This window comes from Parasutterella excrementihominis YIT 11859, assembly GCF_000205025.1.
GTDB lineage: Bacteria > Pseudomonadota > Gammaproteobacteria > Burkholderiales > Burkholderiaceae_F > Parasutterella > Parasutterella excrementihominis.
The window spans coordinates 1-19460 of record NZ_GL883721.1 but is presented as its reverse complement, the minus strand read 5'-3'; the positions used below and the strand labels follow the sequence as shown (position 1 = coordinate 19460).

At 46.5% G+C, this 19460-nt stretch carries 15 protein-coding genes and 1 pseudogene; 8 read left to right on the top strand and 8 right to left on the bottom strand.

Features of this window, described 5'->3' with window-relative positions; genetic code table 11:
- A pseudogene (locus tag HMPREF9439_RS13480) lies at nt 1-858 on the bottom strand (RNA-guided endonuclease InsQ/TnpB family protein); the annotation flags it as partial.
- A gap of 442 nt (nt 859-1300) precedes the next feature.
- Entirely contained in the window at nt 1301-1741 is a 441-nt protein-coding gene (locus HMPREF9439_RS13095) for an IS607 family transposase (RefSeq protein ID WP_087942000.1), read from the bottom strand.
- 926 nt (nt 1742-2667) lie between these two features.
- Between HMPREF9439_RS13095 and HMPREF9439_RS07520 the strand changes: the two genes are divergently transcribed.
- The 4 genes from HMPREF9439_RS07520 to HMPREF9439_RS07505 all read left to right on the top strand — a co-directional run bounded on the left by HMPREF9439_RS07520 (nt 2668) and on the right by HMPREF9439_RS07505 (nt 8070).
- Nucleotides 2668-3438 carry a creatininase family protein gene (locus tag HMPREF9439_RS07520; RefSeq protein ID WP_008864393.1) on the top strand — a complete coding sequence of 257 codons (771 nt, stop codon included), beginning with the start codon at nt 2668-2670 and terminating at the stop codon, nt 3436-3438.
- 15 nt (nt 3439-3453) lie between these two features.
- On the top strand, nt 3454-3714 hold the full coding sequence (locus tag HMPREF9439_RS07515; protein ID WP_008864392.1) for a hypothetical protein: 261 nt from the start codon (nt 3454-3456) through the stop codon (nt 3712-3714).
- 9 nt (nt 3715-3723) lie between these two features.
- Entirely contained in the window at nt 3724-5235 is a 1512-nt protein-coding gene (locus HMPREF9439_RS07510; protein WP_008864391.1) for a sodium:solute symporter family protein, read from the top strand.
- A gap of 285 nt (nt 5236-5520) precedes the next feature.
- Nucleotides 5521-8070 (top strand): molybdopterin-dependent oxidoreductase, encoded by a 2550-nt coding sequence (locus tag HMPREF9439_RS07505; protein ID WP_008864390.1) that lies wholly within the window; start codon nt 5521-5523, stop codon nt 8068-8070.
- A gap of 70 nt (nt 8071-8140) precedes the next feature.
- Here HMPREF9439_RS07505 and HMPREF9439_RS07500 read toward each other — a convergent pair whose 3' ends face one another.
- Nucleotides 8141-9301, bottom strand: a complete 1161-nt coding sequence (locus tag HMPREF9439_RS07500; protein ID WP_008864389.1) for a UxaA family hydrolase — start codon at nt 9299-9301, stop codon at nt 8141-8143.
- Nucleotides 9298-9612, bottom strand: a complete 315-nt coding sequence (locus HMPREF9439_RS07495) for a UxaA family hydrolase (RefSeq protein WP_240141276.1) — start codon at nt 9610-9612, stop codon at nt 9298-9300. Before HMPREF9439_RS07495 ends, HMPREF9439_RS07500 begins: the two co-directional genes overlap by 4 nt.
- 347 nt (nt 9613-9959) lie before the next feature.
- On the opposite strand from HMPREF9439_RS07495, the gene HMPREF9439_RS07490 reads away from it, so the two are divergent.
- Together HMPREF9439_RS07490 and HMPREF9439_RS07485 are read left to right on the top strand one after the other, a co-directional pair.
- Complete coding sequence (locus HMPREF9439_RS07490) at nt 9960-11429, top strand: FAD-dependent oxidoreductase (RefSeq protein WP_008864388.1); 1470 nt, start codon at nt 9960-9962, stop codon at nt 11427-11429.
- Between the two features lie 184 nt (nt 11430-11613).
- The gene (locus HMPREF9439_RS07485; protein WP_008864387.1) at nt 11614-11862 is read left to right on the top strand and encodes a hypothetical protein; all 249 of its coding nucleotides are present in this window, start codon (nt 11614-11616) and stop codon (nt 11860-11862) included.
- An 83-nt stretch (nt 11863-11945) separates the two neighbouring features.
- Here HMPREF9439_RS07485 and HMPREF9439_RS07480 read toward each other — a convergent pair whose 3' ends face one another.
- The 3 genes from HMPREF9439_RS07480 to HMPREF9439_RS13650 form a co-directional block, all read right to left on the bottom strand.
- Complete coding sequence (locus HMPREF9439_RS07480) at nt 11946-13556, bottom strand: gamma-glutamyltransferase family protein (RefSeq protein WP_008812306.1); 1611 nt, start codon at nt 13554-13556, stop codon at nt 11946-11948.
- A gap of 28 nt (nt 13557-13584) precedes the next feature.
- The gene (locus HMPREF9439_RS07475) at nt 13585-14763 is read right to left on the bottom strand and encodes a hypothetical protein (RefSeq protein ID WP_008812305.1); all 1179 of its coding nucleotides are present in this window, start codon (nt 14761-14763) and stop codon (nt 13585-13587) included.
- 117 nt (nt 14764-14880) lie between these two features.
- On the bottom strand, nt 14881-14943 hold the full coding sequence (locus HMPREF9439_RS13650) for an MspA/MspB/MIB-like signal-anchor domain-contatining protein (protein ID WP_353772851.1): 63 nt from the start codon (nt 14941-14943) through the stop codon (nt 14881-14883).
- Between the two features lie 291 nt (nt 14944-15234).
- Here HMPREF9439_RS13650 and HMPREF9439_RS07470 point away from each other — a divergent pair, with 291 nt between their 5' ends.
- Nucleotides 15235-16443 carry a M20 metallopeptidase family protein gene (locus HMPREF9439_RS07470; protein WP_118632174.1) on the top strand — a complete coding sequence of 403 codons (1209 nt, stop codon included), beginning with the start codon at nt 15235-15237 and terminating at the stop codon, nt 16441-16443.
- 58 nt (nt 16444-16501) lie between these two features.
- Here the strand turns inward: HMPREF9439_RS07470 and HMPREF9439_RS07465 are convergent, their stop codons facing one another.
- A complete protein-coding gene (locus HMPREF9439_RS07465; protein ID WP_008864384.1) occupies nt 16502-17788 on the bottom strand; it encodes an L-cysteine desulfidase family protein in 1287 nt (428 codons plus the stop codon).
- A 360-nt stretch (nt 17789-18148) separates the two neighbouring features.
- On the opposite strand from HMPREF9439_RS07465, the gene HMPREF9439_RS07460 reads away from it, so the two are divergent.
- Nucleotides 18149-19366 (top strand): ATP-binding protein, encoded by a 1218-nt coding sequence (locus tag HMPREF9439_RS07460; RefSeq protein WP_008864383.1) that lies wholly within the window; start codon nt 18149-18151, stop codon nt 19364-19366.
- Nucleotides 19367-19460: the final 94 nt, after the last annotated feature.

The window sequence follows — 19460 nt, the reverse complement described above, 5'->3', positions numbered from 1 at the left end:
CCGCTGCTTCTTTCTGCCGAGGTTATGTTTTCTAATCCGCTCTGCCTTAGCGAGATTGTTCTTGCCTGACTTTTTCAGAAGGCTGCGAAAGAGCGCGTGCATTCGGTTTCGGCCTTCACTGTTCTTTCCTCTTTTATCAGCTATCGCAGAAAAATACTTTCCCAGATCCGTCCCAAGAAGTTCCTGTTCACTCGTTGCCATCATCTCGGTATACCCGAGATCAATTCCAACGACTTTGCCGGTCTTTCTTCTCTCTTCACACTGCTGAGGTACGTACACTCTTAATGAGTAAGTGCCGGCAGTATCACGTATCAGCTGGAGCGTTCCGCGGATTTTGCTTTTACCTTTAAGCCGAAGAGAAATCCTTTTACCGGGCTGCAATGACATAAGCTCAAGGAGTTGAGCATCTTCTGCTGATCTGACCGTATAGCAGCTTGAATCAAAGTCAATTCGGTTGTGAAAAGTTTTCGTTCTCGGATAGCAGACGCTGTTTCTTCGAACTCTATTGACTGTCCGCCTGACAATCCCGGCGATGCACCGGAGCGTCTTCAAAGAAAGAGGTCGTTCATAGCTGAGGCAATAGTTCCGATCAAAAGAAACTTCCGGATTCGGGACCGGAATTCTTCCGTCTAGCAATTCAAAGAATTGGCGGTTTATGCCGCAAAGAAGCCAGTACGCGTAGTGACGATCCTGATCGTGAAAACGCTTTAACGTATCTGCAAGTTCCTTCTTTGATTCTGCAATGACGCTTTTCCAATGCGTCAGAGCCATCTTAGAAGTCTCTTCCAAGGCCAGCTTCAAGTGACGCGCCTGAAGATGAGGACCCGAAGTCTCTTTGAGTTCTCTGAGCAAAGTCAAGAGAGTTGCCTCTGCTGTTTCCCATTGGCTCGCAAGCCTGCGAGTTTTTGGTTAAATTCAACAGATTTCCTGCTCAGAGCAGTTACCAATCTATTTCGAAAAGCGCGAAAGTCCTTTACCTCCCTTCGAAGTTCTCTCGTTTGAAAGGCAAAAAGAAATTTTGATGCCACAAATACGTACGACGAACACATCCGATCCAATGCAGCTCTATCTGTTTCATTGGGCATCTCAAACTGACGCACAAGTGTTCGCTCAAGGTTGGGCATTTAGGGGTAAAAATAAAGTAATAATTAGATATTACCGAAAACTTAAGTTTTTTATACCCGTATTTTCCTTTACCTTATTTTTCCACGATCGCTTCCCGTAAAGACGAGCGCAGAAGACTGTCATCAGGGTAATAACATCCTTGACGAGCTCCGTTTCGAAAGGCTGCTGTTCCGGCTCATCTAAGATGCCTATACGGATGCCCATGAGGCGAGCGATGAAATAACTCCGTGCCAAATCGGAGCAGTCGGTCATCATGGGTGACAACTAATGCACCGACGCGCCCTGTTAAAAGAAGTTTCAATAAGCGTTTTAGCCCCGGCTTTTTACAATTGAGTCCGCTTCCGAGATCCTTAATGACCGGCTGACATCCGTATTGGCTGAGTCTTTCGGCTTGGGCTGTCAAATCCGAGCGCTGATCATAGCTTGAGACTCTTGCATATCCGACCATGATCCTTTTGCCGCGGGTAGGATGAAGCATTTCATGGACTTCATCAGGATCAAAACGCCTTTGATTTTTAATAGTCCTGATAACTCGGGAAAACTTGCCGTTTTTGCACCATCGTCTTACGGTTGCCACACAAACTCCGAATGATCCGGCGATTTCTCCGATAGTCATCAAATTGTGAATTTCTCTCCCATTCACCCCCCCCCACACACAAAAAAAGGGAGGTGAGTATGTGCAGGTTTGAATAGATATTCAAGGACTAGCCATTAGCCCCAGCAATTCAGGGTGCGCCAATTATTACCGTTTTCGCTCGCCGGACCTAATACTCTAGGTGCAAAAAAGAACATGACTCCGAGGAGAATAATGAGGGCCCAAAAAACAACCTCAGCCCAAAAATATGTATGAACACCAAGGACCATTAAGCCAAAGCCTTGATCCAAATCTCGGGCTAAGTGTGGAGCGATATGACGGAAAGAGAAAACAATGGCTGTAGCAGTGCAGAGAAAGAAATAGAAGAAAGTGCCTCTTGAGGTATCTAAAGAAATATTTTTGTTTTCCGACGTTCGATGTCTCCTACAGATTCATGTTGCCTAACAGAGCACCGGATGTATGCCCGACATATAGGTAAATCATAAGAAGCCAGCCAAGCCACATAGCAGTAAAAGCCCAATTCTCTGCTTTGGGTCTTAGCCATATAATCAAAAGCGCTATAAATGCCAAAATTGGCTGTAAAAATTCCATTATTTTTCCAATTGTGATCGGTTCATCCCAGAGACAAATATCAATTTAACGAGGCAGATAGATGGGAAACCTAAGCCAAAGCATTTGTCTCAAATACTTTCAAAATATCCTGATCATTCCATTAGGGATTTCAAAAGTCGGGTGAGTTTAACAAAAATTACACCTTTACATGTACAGAGGTTATTTGGCCATTAGGAAGCGGGATATTTGAGGAGGTTGTCCGTGAACATGTTCACACTTTAATTACTGCTGATTAACTCTTTGTATGTCACGCAAAAAAGCTATCAGTACCTCTTAATTTACTGTTTCCCTTCATTAAATTATTAATAAGAAAAACTCAAACCTAGGAGACAAAAATGAGCGCTTGGCTGCAAACCAAAAGCTGGGAAGAAGCAAAAGAGGCTATCGTCAAATCAAAAGGCGTAGCAATTGTCCCGATCGGAAGTGTCGAACAGCACAGTTACCACCTCCCTCTGGGCACAGACACCTATGTTGCCATGACAATAGCTGAAGAAGCTGCTGAGAAAACCGGTGCAGTCCTGACTCCGCCCGTTTGGTTCGGCTGGAGCCCGCATCATATGGTGCTTCCCGGAACCGTCACCATCCGACCCGAAGTACTGTCTGAATTGACCTACGACATCATCGAATCCTTGAATGCTCACGGTCTGAATAAGATTATTCTGATCAACGGTCATCGCATCGTGAACGTTGTTTGGATGCAGATCTGCGCACAGAGAGCTCAGAGCAAGCTTGGCTGCACAGTCAAGATTTTTGATCCGGCTTACATGAGCAAGGATATTGTGAAGGAACTGGGCTTCGGGCCGGTCGGACATGCCGAAGAGGTCGAAACTTCTCATATGATGGCTCGCTACCCGGACATGGTTCACTTGGAAAAGGCTGTGGATAATCCCATCAAGGATACGCCGCTCTATTCCGTCGATCCGACTTACGAACATGACACACTTTGTTATGTTCCGAGCACGATTGATCATGCAAGAGCAGCCGCGAAAAAATCCGGAGGATGTACCGGGGAACCTTCTAAATCGGATGCACGTCGCGGCCAGATCTATCACGATCACCTAGTTAAAAACTTGGTCTCCGTCGTTGAGCAGCTCCAAAACGCTTAGCCCAAGGAGAATATTATGAAACTATCCGGACACAAGTTATTTTATGCGGTGCTGATCGTCAGCGTCCTTATGGTCAATCCGCCGATTGTCTTTTGGTTTAACGACTATTGCGTAGAACATCCGCTCTTATTGGGCTGGCCAACCATGTACATTTGGCTTGAATTCTGGTTCTTAGTCATGATTGCCGACTTCATTATTGCTGCCTACAAACTCAAAGCGTGGGATTGTCGGCAGGACCAAAAACCCATCGTGCCCGTGCAGCGGCCTGAACTGTAGGAGGTCCAAATGAATATCGGATTAGTGATTTTAGCCGTCTATATCGCCGTACTTTTAGGTATTGCGCTTTATGCCTCCAAAAAAGATAAGAAAAACATCAAGGACTTTGCCACAGGCGGTGGGCTTGGCATCTTCATTCTGACACTGACATTCTCAGCAACCTACCATAGTGCTTATGCCTTTATGGGCGCTGGAGGCTTCGCGTACAAAAACGGCATCGGCTGGTGGTGCAACGGATTATGGACAGTTCTTCCGGGCGTCCTCTTCTGGGTTTGGGGACGGCGCTTTTGGTATCTGGGTAAACGCTACGGTTATTTATCCGTGTCGGACTACGCCTCTGACGTCTATCAATCGAAAACAGTAGGCATTCTTGTAACGCTCATCACGATGGTCTTTACTATCCCCTATGTTGCCATTCAAGCCATTGGATGCAGCTACATTTTCCAAACGATCTCCGGAGGCATGCTGAGTTATACCGTTGGCGCATTAATTTTCTTTGCCATCATGATCGTATTGGTCTGGTTAGGCGGAATGAAAGGTGTTGCCATCACCGACGCCGCTCAAGGGGTATTTAAGTTCGCCGGCCTACTCGGCGGTTCGCTTTGGGTTATCCTTGCAAATTTCCCATCCGTTGCAGATGCCTACCAAGCAGCGTTCTCTCATACGCCGGAACTCTTCACAATGCCGGGGCCAAACGGCGTCGTAACCGCTCAGGACTGGGTTTCTCGCTGGATCGTCATTACATTCGGCATGATGATGTTCCCGCAGGTCACCTTGCGCTTTTTCGCCGGAAAAAATCTTAACGTCATGAAATGGTCAGCCGTCTTCTCGTCTATCTATCTGACGATGATTTACGTATTTACGCCTTGCGTCGGGATGATCGGCCGACTTTTAATGCCTGATATCGCAGCCCCGGATACGATTTTCCCAGAACTGCTGCTTAAATACACTCCTGCTGTATTTGCTGCACTAATCATCAGCGGAGCCCTCGCAGCAGCCATGTCCACCGGAGATTCCCAGCTACACGCAACTTCTACGATGGTCGCGACCGATATCTACAAAAAATTCGTGGACAAAAAGGCCAATGAAAACACGCTCTACAACGTCGCAAAGATCGGTGTTTTGATTATCGGTTTGGCATCGGTTGTTTTTGCATTAACTCGCCCAACAGCCCTCGCTGATCTGTTGGTACTTTCTAACGGCGGAGTTGCCGTCCTTGTTCCAGCTGTTATCGGCGGTTTGTACTGGAAGAAAGCAAGCCGCGGAGGAGCCATCGCTTCGATCGTTATCGGTGAAATCTGCATGGTATCTATGACTTTTATCTTCAAAGTCTCGCCGTTCGGATTTTCGGGTGCACTCTGCTCGATGCTTATTTCTTTGATTATTTTCGTTAGCGTTTCGTTTATAACAAAGCCTCAAGCGCACACTTCTGAAGTTATTTCTTCAATTAATAATTATTTTGCAGAAGATAAAGCTGTAGAAGAAACCCAAAACAATCAAGGCGCTTTAGCTATTGATTAAGAAAAAATATATTTTTCTAATTGAGCTCTCTAAGATCAATTCATCTCAGAGAGCTTTTTTTCTCAATTAGTTTTGTAATAAACGATGAGCCGAGAATCAACACCCGCTAATAATGAAAATTAACGCCAAGAACTTCTTGTTTTTATAGACAAAATGCCTAATTTTTGGGTGAAAAGCTATTCAAAAATTAAGGAGAACCCCAAGGCAACTTTAGTTAAGAATCTTTATAATTTACGGAAGTCTCTCCCCAAAAAATGAGACCTCTCCCTTTAGAGGACACAATTTATGACTTCTATTTCTAGACGTTCTTTTCTTGCCGTAGCCGCGGCTTCAGGTGCCGCAGCCCTTTCCAACACTGTGTCGGCACAAGAAAAACCCAGTGTTTCAGAAAAATTTAAAGATTATCCTGCTGGAGCTAAAAGCGCTGCCAAATACCCAGCATTGCCGGAGCCGCTTCCTGACCTTAGCCTAACAGAGACTTTCTCTCTCGGAAAATCTCCGCTAAACGAAGGATCATGCATTACGGCATGTCACTGGGGCATCGTCCGTCCTCAGGTTCGCGGCGGAAAAATGGTGGCACTTCACCCGTTTGAGTACGACTACGCGCCTTCTCCGAATATTAACGGTCTTTGCAATTTGCCTTATTCTGCCTCAAGAATCCATTATCCGATGGTCAGGGAAAGTTACTTAAAAGATGGTCCCGCCTCTCGAGAAAAACGCGGCACTGACCGCTGGGTAAGAGTTTCTTGGGATCAAGCGTTAGATTTGGTCTCCAATGAGATGAAACGTATTTACGCTGATTTCGGCCCGAGCGCGATGTTCGGTCGTTCTTACGGTTGGATGTCCAGCGGTAAGGTCAATGCGGCCATAAATTTGCAGCAGCGCTTACTCAACCTTTGCGGCGGATTCATCCAAACCACTAACAGCTATTCAACGGCAGCCATTGGCCGTATCTTGCCCTATGTGGTCGGCATGTCGGACCCCACCTCCACGAGCTGGGATAATGTTCTTAAAAACAGTAAACGTGTTGTCCTTTGGGGAGCAGACCCCCTCGTCACAGATGATATTGATTGGGTAACTACTCTGCATAACGCTGCCGGTTACTTTAGAGCCCTCAAAGATTCCGGCATCAAAACCATCTCCATCAACCCTATTGCTACAGACACCGCAGAATATCTCAACAGTGAATGGATTGCACCGATTCCGGGTACTGACTGTGCATTGATGCTAGGCATGATCCACGAGCTGGAAAAGACCGGGAAATGTGATCACAACTTCATCAATAAGTACACCTCCGGTTGGAAAGAATTCAATGCGTACGTCATGGGTAAAACTGACGGTATTGAGAAAACTCCTGCTTGGGCATCCAAAGTGACAGGTGTCCCTGAATCAAGAATCAAATCTTTAGCACACGAGCTTCAAGAAAACCGCACTATGATCATGATGGGCTGGGGGATTCAGCGCATTCAATACGGCGAACAGCCCCATTGGATGGGTTTTGCCTTAGCATCAGCCTTAGGACAGATCGGATTGCCTGGAGGCGGGATAGGGACAAATTATCAATATTCAAGCGGAGGATCCCCTGCTGCTTACGGTCCTTTTGTCGGAGGCGTGCCTGCTTCGGTCGAACCTGTCCTTCCTTACAACAAGGCCTGGAAAGGCAGCAAGGTAATCCCTGTCGCCCGCTTTGTAGACTGCTTCCTGCATCCAGGAAAAACGATCGACTTCAACGGAACAAAGGTCACTTATCCTGAAGTTAAGATGGTAATGTGGGCCGGCGGCAACCCCTTCGCTCATCAGCCTTCGACAAATCAACTGCTGGAAGCATGGAAGATTCCTGAGACTGTCGTAGTAACAGACACGTGCTGGACTGCTACTGCTCGCCATGCGGACATTGTCTTACCCGCTGCAACCCAGTTCGAACACAACGATATTACCAATATCGGAACTTATTCCAATGACGGTATCGTTGCGATGCAGCAGGCAATCGAGCCTCAATATGAATCTAAGCCCGACTATTGGATCTTCAGTAAATTAGCCAAACGAATGGGGTGCGGAGACCAATTCACAGAGGGAAGAAGCGAAATGGATTGGATTAAGTTCATTTACGAGCAGTCCAGGAAGTTCGGAGCACAGATGGGAGTCAAGCTGCCATCCTTTGAAAACTTCTGGAAGAAAGGCTACTTCCTCTATGACGTGCGTCCGCAGGAAAGAGACTATGTTGCATTCGCTAATTTCCGCAAGGACCCGAAGAGAAATTCTCTTGGTACGGAAAGCGGCTTAATTCAGATTTACAGTCCCAAGATAGCAAGTTACGGTTACAAGAGCTGTTTAGGTCATCCGAGTTATTTAGAGCCGACCGAGGGCCTCAATACACCTAACAAGAAATATCCGCTTGCATATATGGCCTGTAAGAGTCGCTATCGTATGCACAGCCAGCTTGACGGTACTTCCAGCCATGATTTTGCAAATATTTTGAAGCGCGAACCGATCTGGATCAATCCGGAAAACGCAAAATCACTCGGTATTGAAGACGGAGATATCGTTCTGGTTAAAAATGACCGCGGTGCGCTACTAGCCGGTGCTTATGTCACGGACAGAATCAGAAAAGACACGGTTGTTGTTCATCACGGTGCCTGGTATGAGCCCGTCAAGATGACTGACGGCACTTTATTGGACATTCATGGCAACTCCAATACATTGACTATGGATATTCCTACATCTGATTTAGCTTGCGGCAATGTTGCCTCTTCAGGTCTTGTCAGCGTAACTAAATACACAGGAAAACTGTCGGAAATCAAAGTCTGGGATCAGCCTGAAACTGTCAATCAATAACCTCATTTACTAATCAGACGCCCGGCAACTTGCCGGGCGCATTTTTTAGTCGTCCATGTTTTTTGCAAAATTAGATATAACGGCAAACATGATCAACAGCGATATCAGAAAAGCCTAAAGCCTCTGCTTTTGTTACCTTGCCGCCGGCGACTTCCAACACTTCTTTCAGGATTCTCTCCCCGGCCTGGTTAATCGTTTCTTCTCCCTCCAAAATACCGGAAACATCAATATCCATATTGTCTTTCATTCTTTCCGCAGTCAATGGATTTCCAGTAACTTTAATTACTGGAGCTAGCGCATGGCCGGTCGGAGTGCCTCGGCCGGTTGTGAAGACCACAATCGTCGCGCCCCCGGCGACCATACTCGTGACAGAAGAAATGTCATACCCTGGCGTATCCATAATGAGAGCACCTTTCTTAGTTGGCCTCGCTGCTTCTTGGAGAACCTCGGAAACCGGACGAGTTCCTCCCTTATGGATACAACCGAGACTTTTTTCTTCGATTGTCGACAAACCGCCAACTTTGTTACCGGGCGTAGGCTGGCCGGATCGGCAGTCTTGCCCAGCTAGGGCGAGATGTTTTTCATACTCTTCACAGATACGAATAATCTGATCATGAATCTCGGGTGTTTCCCCGCGTTTGGCGAGAACATGCTCAGCGCCTATGAACTCAACGGTTTCGCTCATCATCGTTATGCCGCCAAGATCATAGATTTTGTCGGCCATACTCCCGACTGCCGGATTGGACGCAATCCCACTGGTTGCATCCGATCCGCCGCATTCGATCGCAACAAAAAGATCTGAAGCATCACACTCTACTTTTTGCAGCTTGCTTGCCTCTTCAACCATTTTCCGAGCCGCCTCAACGGCAAGAGCTGCTGTTTTGATGGTTCCGCCTTCTTCTTGAATTCCGAAAGAAACGACCGGTTTATCGGACAACATGCGGATTTTTTCTGCGAGCTCTCGATGCCCGACAGTTTCACATCCAAGTCCAATAACGACAACTCCGAAAACATTAGCGTTTAGCGCAAATCCTGTCAGCACTCGCTGAGTCATTTCTGTATTTGCTGTGACATCAGAGCAGCCGACATTGATAATGACGTTTTTAGTCCCTAGAACTTGAGAAGCAACCACACGGCAAGTTTCTGACGCGCACGCGCAGGAAGGAAGAATGAGAACGTGATTACGTACACCGACAGAGCCGTCTTTTCGTTTGAAGCCTAAAAATTTCATTTGTATTTTCCTTTTAATACGTACTCTTCAGCGTAGGAACGCGGCTGGCTCGCGATATTGAGATGATTCACCAAAGTTCCTTTAGGAATGAACGCAATCGCTTTGCCGATAACTTCGCCATATTTAAAAATTTCTTCTCCTTCTTGGATATCGATTAACGCGATCTTGTTGCAAAAAGGAATGGAACTTACTGCATTGATGAAGCTTCTGGAACCATCGGAATCAATGACTTCGACTTCTTCTCCAGCTTTGACTTCTGAGGTACAGACAGCGGTGTTGTCTTTTGAATGAATGTGGAGTGCCTTGGACATTTGAGCCTTAATTTTTAGTAGAAATAATGAGGTTGATTGCTCAGTCATTTTAAAACTGACTAAAAAATCTGAGATCTCCGTGTTTTTATCTAGTCCTAAAAAGAAAATTAGGGGGATTTAAAAATTCAACCATCAAAACTCACTTTTTTCTTTATTGAAGCAAAAGTAAATGCTTTTACAGGGCTATTTCACCGTCAAATGAAATTTTGACTAACAATTTGTCTTAATTATCTATTTTTGTTCAAAAAATAAATACCCAAATTCGTTAGCACGCAAGGGACTTAACCCTAATTGTCTCTTTTGTATGAAAGCGTAGACTGAAATCACCTACTTCCGAGGAGAATAGGATGACACTCAACAGAAGATCATTTCTTGTTGGGGGTGCAGCCTCTGCTGCCGCCTCCATTTCCACATTCGCTCATGCAGCAAATCCCTGCTCGACGCCCACCACTTGGGATAAAACCTATGACGTCATTGTCATCGGCTCCGGCGGTGCCGGTCTTTCTGCCGGCATCGTCGCCAAGGAAAAAGGCGCAAATGCTGTCGTTCTGGAAAAACTTTCCATTCCAGGCGGCAATACTATGGTTAGCGGAGGCGGCTTGAATGCGGCCGTAGAAGCAGATTACAAGAAAGCAGGCATTGAGGACTCTCCTCAGCTCCATACCAAACAAACGATGGCTGCGGGCGATTTCCGCGCCGACCCTGCTCTTGTCGCCACATTGTGCGAAAACGTTCCTCAAAGCGTCGAATGGCTTAAGAAAGTCGGCGTGCAGTTCAAACCCGGCATCTACCAAATCTATGGCGGCCTGTGGCCTCGTTGCCGCAATCCTGTCGGTCAGAGCGGCGGAGACTACATCAAAGCCTGCATGAACTACGCCAACAAGATCGGTCTTCCGGTTCTGACTAACCACAAAGTCATCGGGATCATTCGTGAGAAACCGGACTCCGGCCGTGTCTTAGGCGTTGAAGTTGAACTCAAAGACGCCAAGAAAGAGTTTTGGAAAGCCAACAAGGCCGTCGTTGCCGCAGCAGGCGGTTTCGCTGCAAACCCGACAATGTGCTCTTACTTTGACCCGCGTCTGACAAAACTCAACACAACGAACCAGCCAGGCTCTACCGGTGAAGTACTCAAATATATCCAAGGTATCGGAGGTTTAGCCGTTGGTTTGGATTACATCCAGTGCATTCCGTGGACTGCTCCCGGCTACAAACACACCGCTGATATTTTCCAAGCTATCGAATACACCATCTTCCTCAACAAGGAAGGAAAGAGATATGTTGCCGAAGATGCTCGCCGTGACGTAATTCGTGACGCCACTTTGGCTCAAACCGATCAAACGGTCTTCCCGGTATGCGATACAGACGGCTTCGATAAGAACAACGAGTATTACAACGAGATGAACCATCGTGCTCTGGAAAACGGCACCTTGTTCAAAGCAGACACGATTGAAGAACTCGCCAAACTCATCAAAGTACCGCCGGAAGTTATGGTCGCGACCATCAATGAATACAACGCAATGGTTGATTCCAAGAAAGATCCTCTCGGCCGTACCCCGATTATGCTGAGTCACAAGATCGTAAAAGCCCCGTTCTATGCGGGTCCGATCGGTATGTGCCGTCATCACACAATGGGCGGGGCCAAGATCAATACGAAAGCTCAAGTACTGGACCGCGACGGAAATGTGATTCCGGGTCTGTATGCTGCCGGTGAAGTCACAGGCGGTATCCACGGAAGCAACCGTATTGGCGGAAATGCTATTGCAGATATCTTCACATTCGGAAGAATCGCCGGTGAAGGCGCCGCTTCTGAGCAATAAGTAGGCTTATGAGTTATAGGCCGCCGGTTTCATCAGGCGGCCTTTTCACTTATATTCTCGGTAATCACTTCTCATAAGAAAGCCGTCCTGACAGCTTCCTGCTCACAATTGGTTAGATTACTCAGATTGTTGTCCGCAGAGCCTGATAATTCTCCTGCTAAATACTCGGCTGGGAGTGAGAGTCATGCCAAACAATAGATTAGATTTCGAAAGTATCGATCAGGTAGAAGTTTTCAAGGAAAACGGAGATGTCATCGGAACCGTTAAAGTCTCCGGTGTCCGTTCAATTGAAGCTGCTATCGAAAAAGCCCTTCAGCAGCTGCCGGAAGCGAAAGATCCAGAAGCCTATGTATTCAAGGTGTCAAACCTGTCTGACGGAACCGAGCGCCGATATCGTTTAAACGCACACGGTCACGTTAAATTAATTATCTAATCTTCAAACAAAAACCGGGCCTCGCTAAAGAACCGGATCCTGAATCAATGGTCCCGACGCCTTGGCATCGAGACCTTTGTTGATTAGTAGGACATGATCTGTCCGTCGGTACGCTTCTCGGTTGCGCCGCAAAGCACGCCGTTTTCATCTCTAAGAATGACCTGACCACGACCCATATGATAAGGATCAGGTTGGACGACGATTTGGTGTCCCATTCGCTGAAGCTGGCGAATGATGTAGTTGGGAGTTTCTTGCTCCACTTCGACTTTCTTACCACCGACCCACTGCCAGCGTGGCGCATCAAGCGCTTGCTGAGGATTCAGGTGCCAATCAATCATATTCATAACCACCTGAACATGAGCCTGGGGCTGCATCCATCCGCCCATAATTCCGAACGGTCCTAATGGTTTTCCGTCTTGAGTCAGGAATCCCGGAATAATGGTGTGGTACGGACGTTTGCCTCCCGTCAACGCATTAGCATGGTTTTCGTCAAATTTAAAATTCTCTGCACGGTCGTTCAAAGAAATGCCGGTGCCCGGAACAACGATGCCGGAGCCGAATCCGCGGAAATTGGACTGGATAAAGCTCACCATGTTGCCGTCTGCGTCTGCACAGCAGAAGTAAACGGTAGACGGGCATCCTGGATCGCCCGGTTCCGGCATGATGGCTTTATCGTTAATCAATGCGCGGCGTTTGGCAGCATAGTCTTCGCTTAAAAGCTGATCAACAGAAACTCTCATGAAAGAAGGTTCCGCGACGTATTCAGCTGTATCTACCATCGCGAGTTTCATTGCTTCGATCTGCTTGTGCATTGTGTCGGCACAATCTCTTTCAGCAAGATTCATATCTTTAAGAATCTGCAAGGCCATCAGAACGGTAATACCGTGCCCGTTAGGCGGCAGCTCCCATACATCCACCCCGTGATAGTTCACGCTGATCGGATCAACCCACTCAGGTTTGAAAGCAGCCAGGTCTTCCTTGGTTAAGAAGCCGTTGTGCTTCTTAAAGAAAGCATCAATCTTTTCGGCAATGGCTCCGCGGTAGAAAGCTTCGCCCTTGGTAGCAGCGATTTCTTTCAATGTCTTAGCCATATCCGGACAGCGGAACATCTCGCCGGGTTTGAGCCAAGTGTTGTTGGGTGCAAATGTATCAAACCAGCCCTGGAATTCAGGACGATCACGATATTTGGAATAGTTTTCGAAAGCTTCCTGCCAGAGACGAGAAATATTCGGAGTCACCGGATAGCCTTTCTCTGCGTAGCGAATGGCAGGTGCCATCACTTCTTCCAAAGGAAGTTTGCCGAAGCGTTCATGAAGCGTCATCCAGCCTGCAACCGCACCCGGAACATCAATCGGTTCAACGCCGTAAGAAGGAATTTTTTCAAATCCTCTGTCCTTTAGTGCAGCAACGGAAAGAGACTTAGGAGCGGGACCCGAAGCGTTCAGGCCGTACATTTTTCCTTCATACCAAAGGATTACGAAGCAGTCGGCACCCAAACCGTTGCCGGTTGGCTCCACAACCGGCATAGCGCTGGCCATTGCGACAGCTGCGTCCACTGCATTGCCGCCTTTCAGAAGAGTCTGAAGACCAGCGGATGCAGCGTGCGGATTCCCAGCGTTGCACATGCCGTTGCGAGCATAGACCACGTTGCGTTTGGACGGATAGGGATAATTTTGAGGATCAAATTTAATCATGTTTTCTTTCCTAACCTTGAAATCGGGATCAGATGAACTTCACAAAGATGCCGGCAACGATCACGGAGAAGGTTGTCACGGTCACGAAGCCTGCAACGAGGTATTTCGCCATCAAGCGTTCATGAATAATCTTCTTTTCTTCCTCAGTTTCGGCAACGGCGTTAATAATTTCATTAACGACCAAGTAGGTAGCCGGGAAACCAATTAACTGGCAGGCAGCAACGCCGACGGCAACGTTCTTGGAACCGATGATCTTCCACAAGGGAAGGTACTTGAAGAACACGATGATGCAGAAGATCGAAATCGCGAAAATCACACAGATTGAGTAAGACAGGGTCAAGAGATTTTCCGGTTTAATCGTGGCAAGCGACGGGATAATGGCACAGAAAACAGCGCAGTTCAGTAAACCGCCGGCATTGGCGTGCTTCAGAATATTGCGAGGCAGATAACCGGTACTGCCGACAGCAGCGCCCAAGATCAAGGCCCAAATTGTTGCAGAAAGGCCTGTCCATTTGCCGATTACAAAGGCGATCCAAGAGAAAAGCGCTGTAATCGCTAAACAAGTGAACTGGCCGTAGTACTTCTTGTGACCTTCAAAGAAAGTGGGACCGGCAGCCGATTCTTTCTTAGGTGCATAAGTATCTTGTGGTACGACACCGGTTTTGCGGTATTCATCGATTAAGAAACGAGCTTCTTTGAGTCCGAAGTAACTGGCTAACGGAGTACCGATGAATTTCTGCACTGCGAAAACGATCGTACCCAATGCTGCCGCCAGAGCAAAACCATGTTCCATCGCTCCGCTTGTCATGATCTGAGTTGCAACGATACCGCCGGTCACGATAGGCACGCTGACCATAGTGTTTTCGTAACCGATAAACGGCATCATCAAAAATGCGCCGAGCATAATGACGCCCATTGCCAAAAGGGCCGTCACAACCGTGCGCCATTCGGCAATCAGCTCACGCATGTTAATGGTAGTTCCCATGGAGAACACGAGCAGAATCACAGACCATTTAGCGATCTGATCCAAGCCGGCTTTCTTAATGATGTCGGGAGGAATCCACCCGGCCATGAAAGCGATTAAAAAGAGCATTAAGCTCACGAACACTGCAGAAACCTTGGCTTTTGTGGCAACGCCAAGGAAGTCGCCTATTCCGAAGAATAAAAGGCAGATGAAAAGATACCAATACATCGAAGTAAACATCATTCCGGCGCTCTAAAGGCACCCTCCTTTATTTGAGATTTAAGGTTTGTTTCATCAATTAGCCTCACAGGCAAAACCTATGAAGGAGGAAAAACTTCTCGAATGTTCCAACTACACCCTCTACAAAAGACTCGTCCCCATCAGGCTCAAGGCAATAAAGTTTTTCTTCTTCTTTGATTTTATCTTTCACAAGTTGAAGAATTTCTTTTTTGAAACAACAAGCGAATGAGTATTTTCGATTAGTTTTTTCTTCCAAATTGATCTGATTTCACGGCGTTTTTTCCCTTTTCACTTTTTCTCTCCAGAAACATCAAACCAAAAGTGATAGGCAATCAACACACAACTTCTGCACAGAAACATTGAAGTTAGACATTTTCATCAGCTCTTTTAATTCAACAATTAGTCGTGCTCTTGACTATCGGCCTCGACCTTCCGAGAATGACGCTTTATTTAATAAAGCTATCTCAGCTGAAAATGAAAAACACAATAGATCCAGAAAGCATTCGTCAGGAGCTTCAACAATACGAATCTCGTTTGATCTCCTTCCGCAAAACCGTCCACGAAAATCCCGAAGTCGGTTTCAACACACGAGGCACGCTTGCCCGCATCAAATCCATTCTTGAACAATTCGGAATTTCGGGATTAGATACAGAAACCTCTCCTGGAAGCGGATTCCTTTTGATCGAAGGCAATAGGCCCGGAGCAACGGTGGCTCTTAGAGCCGATATCGATGCCCTCCCGATCGAAGAAAAATCCGGATGCGAATGGGCTTCCAAAAATGGAAATGCCCACTCATGCGGACACGACGGCCACCAGACTTGGCTGATCGCTGCCATTATCTATCTGGTCAAACATCGTGATTTCCCCGGAAGAATTCTTTGCATCTTCCAAGCAGACGAAGAAAATGTTGCCGGCGCTCAAAGCGTCATTGACTCCGGCGTTTTCCAAAAATACGGCGTTAAAGAGATCTACGGCGCGCACAACGAACCTTCCTTAGATGTCGGAACGATCGCTTTCAAAGCCGGTCCGACCATGGCTGCCTGCGATCTGTTTTCCATTCGCGTCGTCGGTGTAGGGACACACGGTGCACGTCCGAATTTCGGCAAAGACCCGCTGCCGGTTGCCACAGAAATTTATAACGCTCTGCAGAGCTTAGTTTCGCGCACATTGGATCCGCTTAAATCCGCTGTTGTTTCTGTTTGCAGTTTTAATACCGAAGGATCACGCGCTTACAACATCATTTCCGACTCTGTAAAAATGATCGGCACGGTTCGAACCTTTGACGAATCCATTCGAGACACAATTGAGGAAGAGCTGACACGGCGCTCTCAAGGCATCGCCGCGGCCTACGGCATCAAAGCAGAAACTGTCTATGAACGCCGCGTTTCTGCCGTCAATAATGATCCCGAACTCACAAAAGATGCAAAGGAAGCGGCAGATCGTTGTTTCGGTGCTCAAAATGTCATTGAACTTGCCGAGCCTTACATGATCAGTGAGGACTTCAGTTCCTATCAAAAGGTTTTGCCGGGCTGTTTCTTCTTTATCGGAGTGAAAGACTCGGAACACAAAGAAGCTCTTCACAGCCCGTATTTTGACTTCAATGACAAAGCATTGATTCCGGCAGGAGCTTTCTTCAGCTACTTGGCGCTCGAGAGACTGAATAAACTGCAAGAAGCCAAATAATTCTTATGTATGAGAGCTTGGAGGGAGAAATACCGACTCCAAGCTTGGCTCTTATCCCCTATTTATGGGTCATGATTTCGAGAACCTGACGGTCCGTCTCGACCATCGCTTCCTTACCGATTAAGGTGAGATTGTGAATCGTCTGATCCACATCTTCGCTGACGATTCCCTCAATGCTAGATACGCAGCGGCCGTTCATCGCCAGCATCGCAGACATCAGAGCAGTAGAAACACCTGAAGAGATTTTCATGGAACAGGCGGGCTTGGCTCCGTCACAAAGCATCCCTGACAAGTTAGCTACCATATTTTTGACGGCGGCACACGCGTCTTCATATCCGCCGCCCATTAGCCAAGTGATAGCAGTAGATGCTCCGGTCGAAGCTACAACACAGCCGCAAAGGGCCGATAAGCGCCCAAGACTTTGCTTGATGTAGACACTGGTCAAATGACTAAGTGTCAAGGCCCGAATCATCTGCTCTTCGCTCGCGTTCATATCTTTAGCGAAAACAACTACCGGCAAAGTCGCGGTAATTCCTTGGTTGCCGCTGCCGGAATTAGACATCACAGGAACGGTTGCTCCGCCCATGCGAGCATCACATGCGGCCGAAGTAAATTCAACCATATGGGCCAGGGTTGAATCGCCCATGTACTTCATTCCGTTGTTCCGGATCATTGCTCCAAGGGAATGACCGTAGTCACCTTTTAATGCGAACTCCGCGGCCTCTTCGTTAAGTCTCTGAGCTTCTTTCATAAATCGGATTTCTTCTAACGGAGCCGTCGTCGCAAAATCAAAAACCATTCTGAAATTCAGTTGTACATCATCTGCGTCTTGAGCATCACCGTTCCCGGAACCTTCTTCTTCCGCAAAAATCACCTCATCGTCTTTTTCCAAGAGGACAAAGAGCGTGTGCTCTCGCGAAATAACCGCCCTAGCCGAATGACCTTGCGCTCGGACCTCAACGTCAACATGAAGGTTAGAAGGAGAGTCCGGCAAGTGTTTGATATTGATTGGAACCGACTCGATAAAAGCTTTTCCTCTTTCGACAGCTTCTGGGGAGACTTCTTTGAGGACCTCGAGACCGTATTCGGATTTTCCAATGAGACTTCCAAGGGCGATTGCGATCGGAAGCCCGATCATCCCGGTTCCCGGTATGCCGACTCCCATTGCGTTCTTAATGATGTTCCCGCTAAGGCCAAGGTTGATTTCTTCAGGCTGCATACCTAAGAGCTCGGTTGCTTTGGCAACTGCCAGTGATACTGCAATCGGTTCAGTGCATCCCAGCGCCGGCACAACCTCCCGATGAATTAAGGAAATAATCTTCTCTCTGGTTGCCTTGTCGATCATGTTGGGCCTTTTGGTCGGGTGAATAATTATGATCGACACTCTAGCGGTTTTTAGCCAAAAACAAAATACCCACTAGGCAGAAATCCTGACCTGTGTGGTTAATAAGCTGAGCGTTAGATATTTTTTCCTAGGCTTCTTTGAAAAGGCAGTCGGTGCCCGGATTCTGATCCGTAGATTTGAGGCTATTTTTCGACTCCTTGGTGTTTAGCAAGCTTTTTTGAATTAGGAAAACGTCGTTCACATTTTATTTGATATATATCAAATTTTATTGAACATTCATATTAAATATTATTTGATACGGACATTGAATAAAATTTCACCAATACTTATACTTTTGATAAGTATGAGGGAGCTCCTGTTATGAATTACCTACCACGCACGATCCAGCCCGTTATTGAAGAAGCCTCCAAATTCTTTAAGATCGTTATGGTTTCAGGAATGCGGCAGGTTGGCAAAAGTACATTATTGAAACAGTTGTCGTCCGATAAGCGAACCATCATAAGTTTTGACGATATTAACAATCTGGAATCGGCTAAAAACGCACCGCTCCAATTCCTGCAGCTTAATCCTCCCCCTTGTTTCTTTAACCAAGTTCAGCGTGTACCGGAAATTTTTAAAGCTCTAAAAATTTCAGTTGATTCAAGATCTGAAAAAGGCCTGTATTGGTTGAGCGGTTCGCAAAAACTATCTTTAATGTCGCAGGTGTCGGATGCTTTGCCGGGCAGACTAATGAATTTCGAATTGTGGCCTTTTTCCATTTATGAAATTGCAGGGAAAGGTCTGGAACAAAAGCCTTACCTTCCTAGTTTTTCTCTTTCATCAAATCTCCCCATTCTTGATCCTGCTGATACTTGGAATGCTGTTTTCCAAGGATTTTGGCCGGAGTTAAAGAAAGCGACCGAAACAGAGAGAAGTTGTTTTTTTAGATCATTAGTAGACTTGTACCTTTCAAGGGACGTCCGAAGCTTATCCGGCATAGAGAAGTTTGATGAATTCGAAAAATTTCTAATCACTATTGCCAGACGAGTTGGCCAAGAACTCAGGCTTCAAGAGATAGCCAAGGAAGTTGGAGTATCACAGCCCACGGTTAAAAGGTGGCTATCAATTGCTGAAGCGTCCGGCATTATTCATTTACTGCGTCCGTATGCTCATAATGTTGGAAAACAATTAGTGAAAAGTCCCAAACTCTACTTCACTGATACTGGATTGGTTTGCCATCTTCTTAATCTTCAAAATGGGAAAGTGTTAAGTAACTCTTACTTGGCCGGAAATATTTTTGAGAACTTCATCGTTAACGAAATTAAAAAAAGCTGGGCTCACAACGGGAAAGAAGCTAATTTTTATTTTTACCGTGACAACACCGGAATGGAAATTGACTTAATCATTCATGCCCATGGGAAGTACAGCTGCGTGGAGATTAAGTCTAAAACTTCACCCGACACTCATGATGCAAAATGGCTCAATAAAGCTGAGGATCTTCTTCCGGATCTTGCTGAAAACGCATCTATTGTTTGTATGACTGAGAAAGCCTTCCCTATTTCGCCAAGTATTGTTGCTCATAGTATTTGGCAAATCTGACCGTTATTTTCTAGTTGACAAAGCTACATATTGGATAATACTCAACATGCATATGTAATATTATTAAAGGTTTCTCAATTATTTGTACTATATG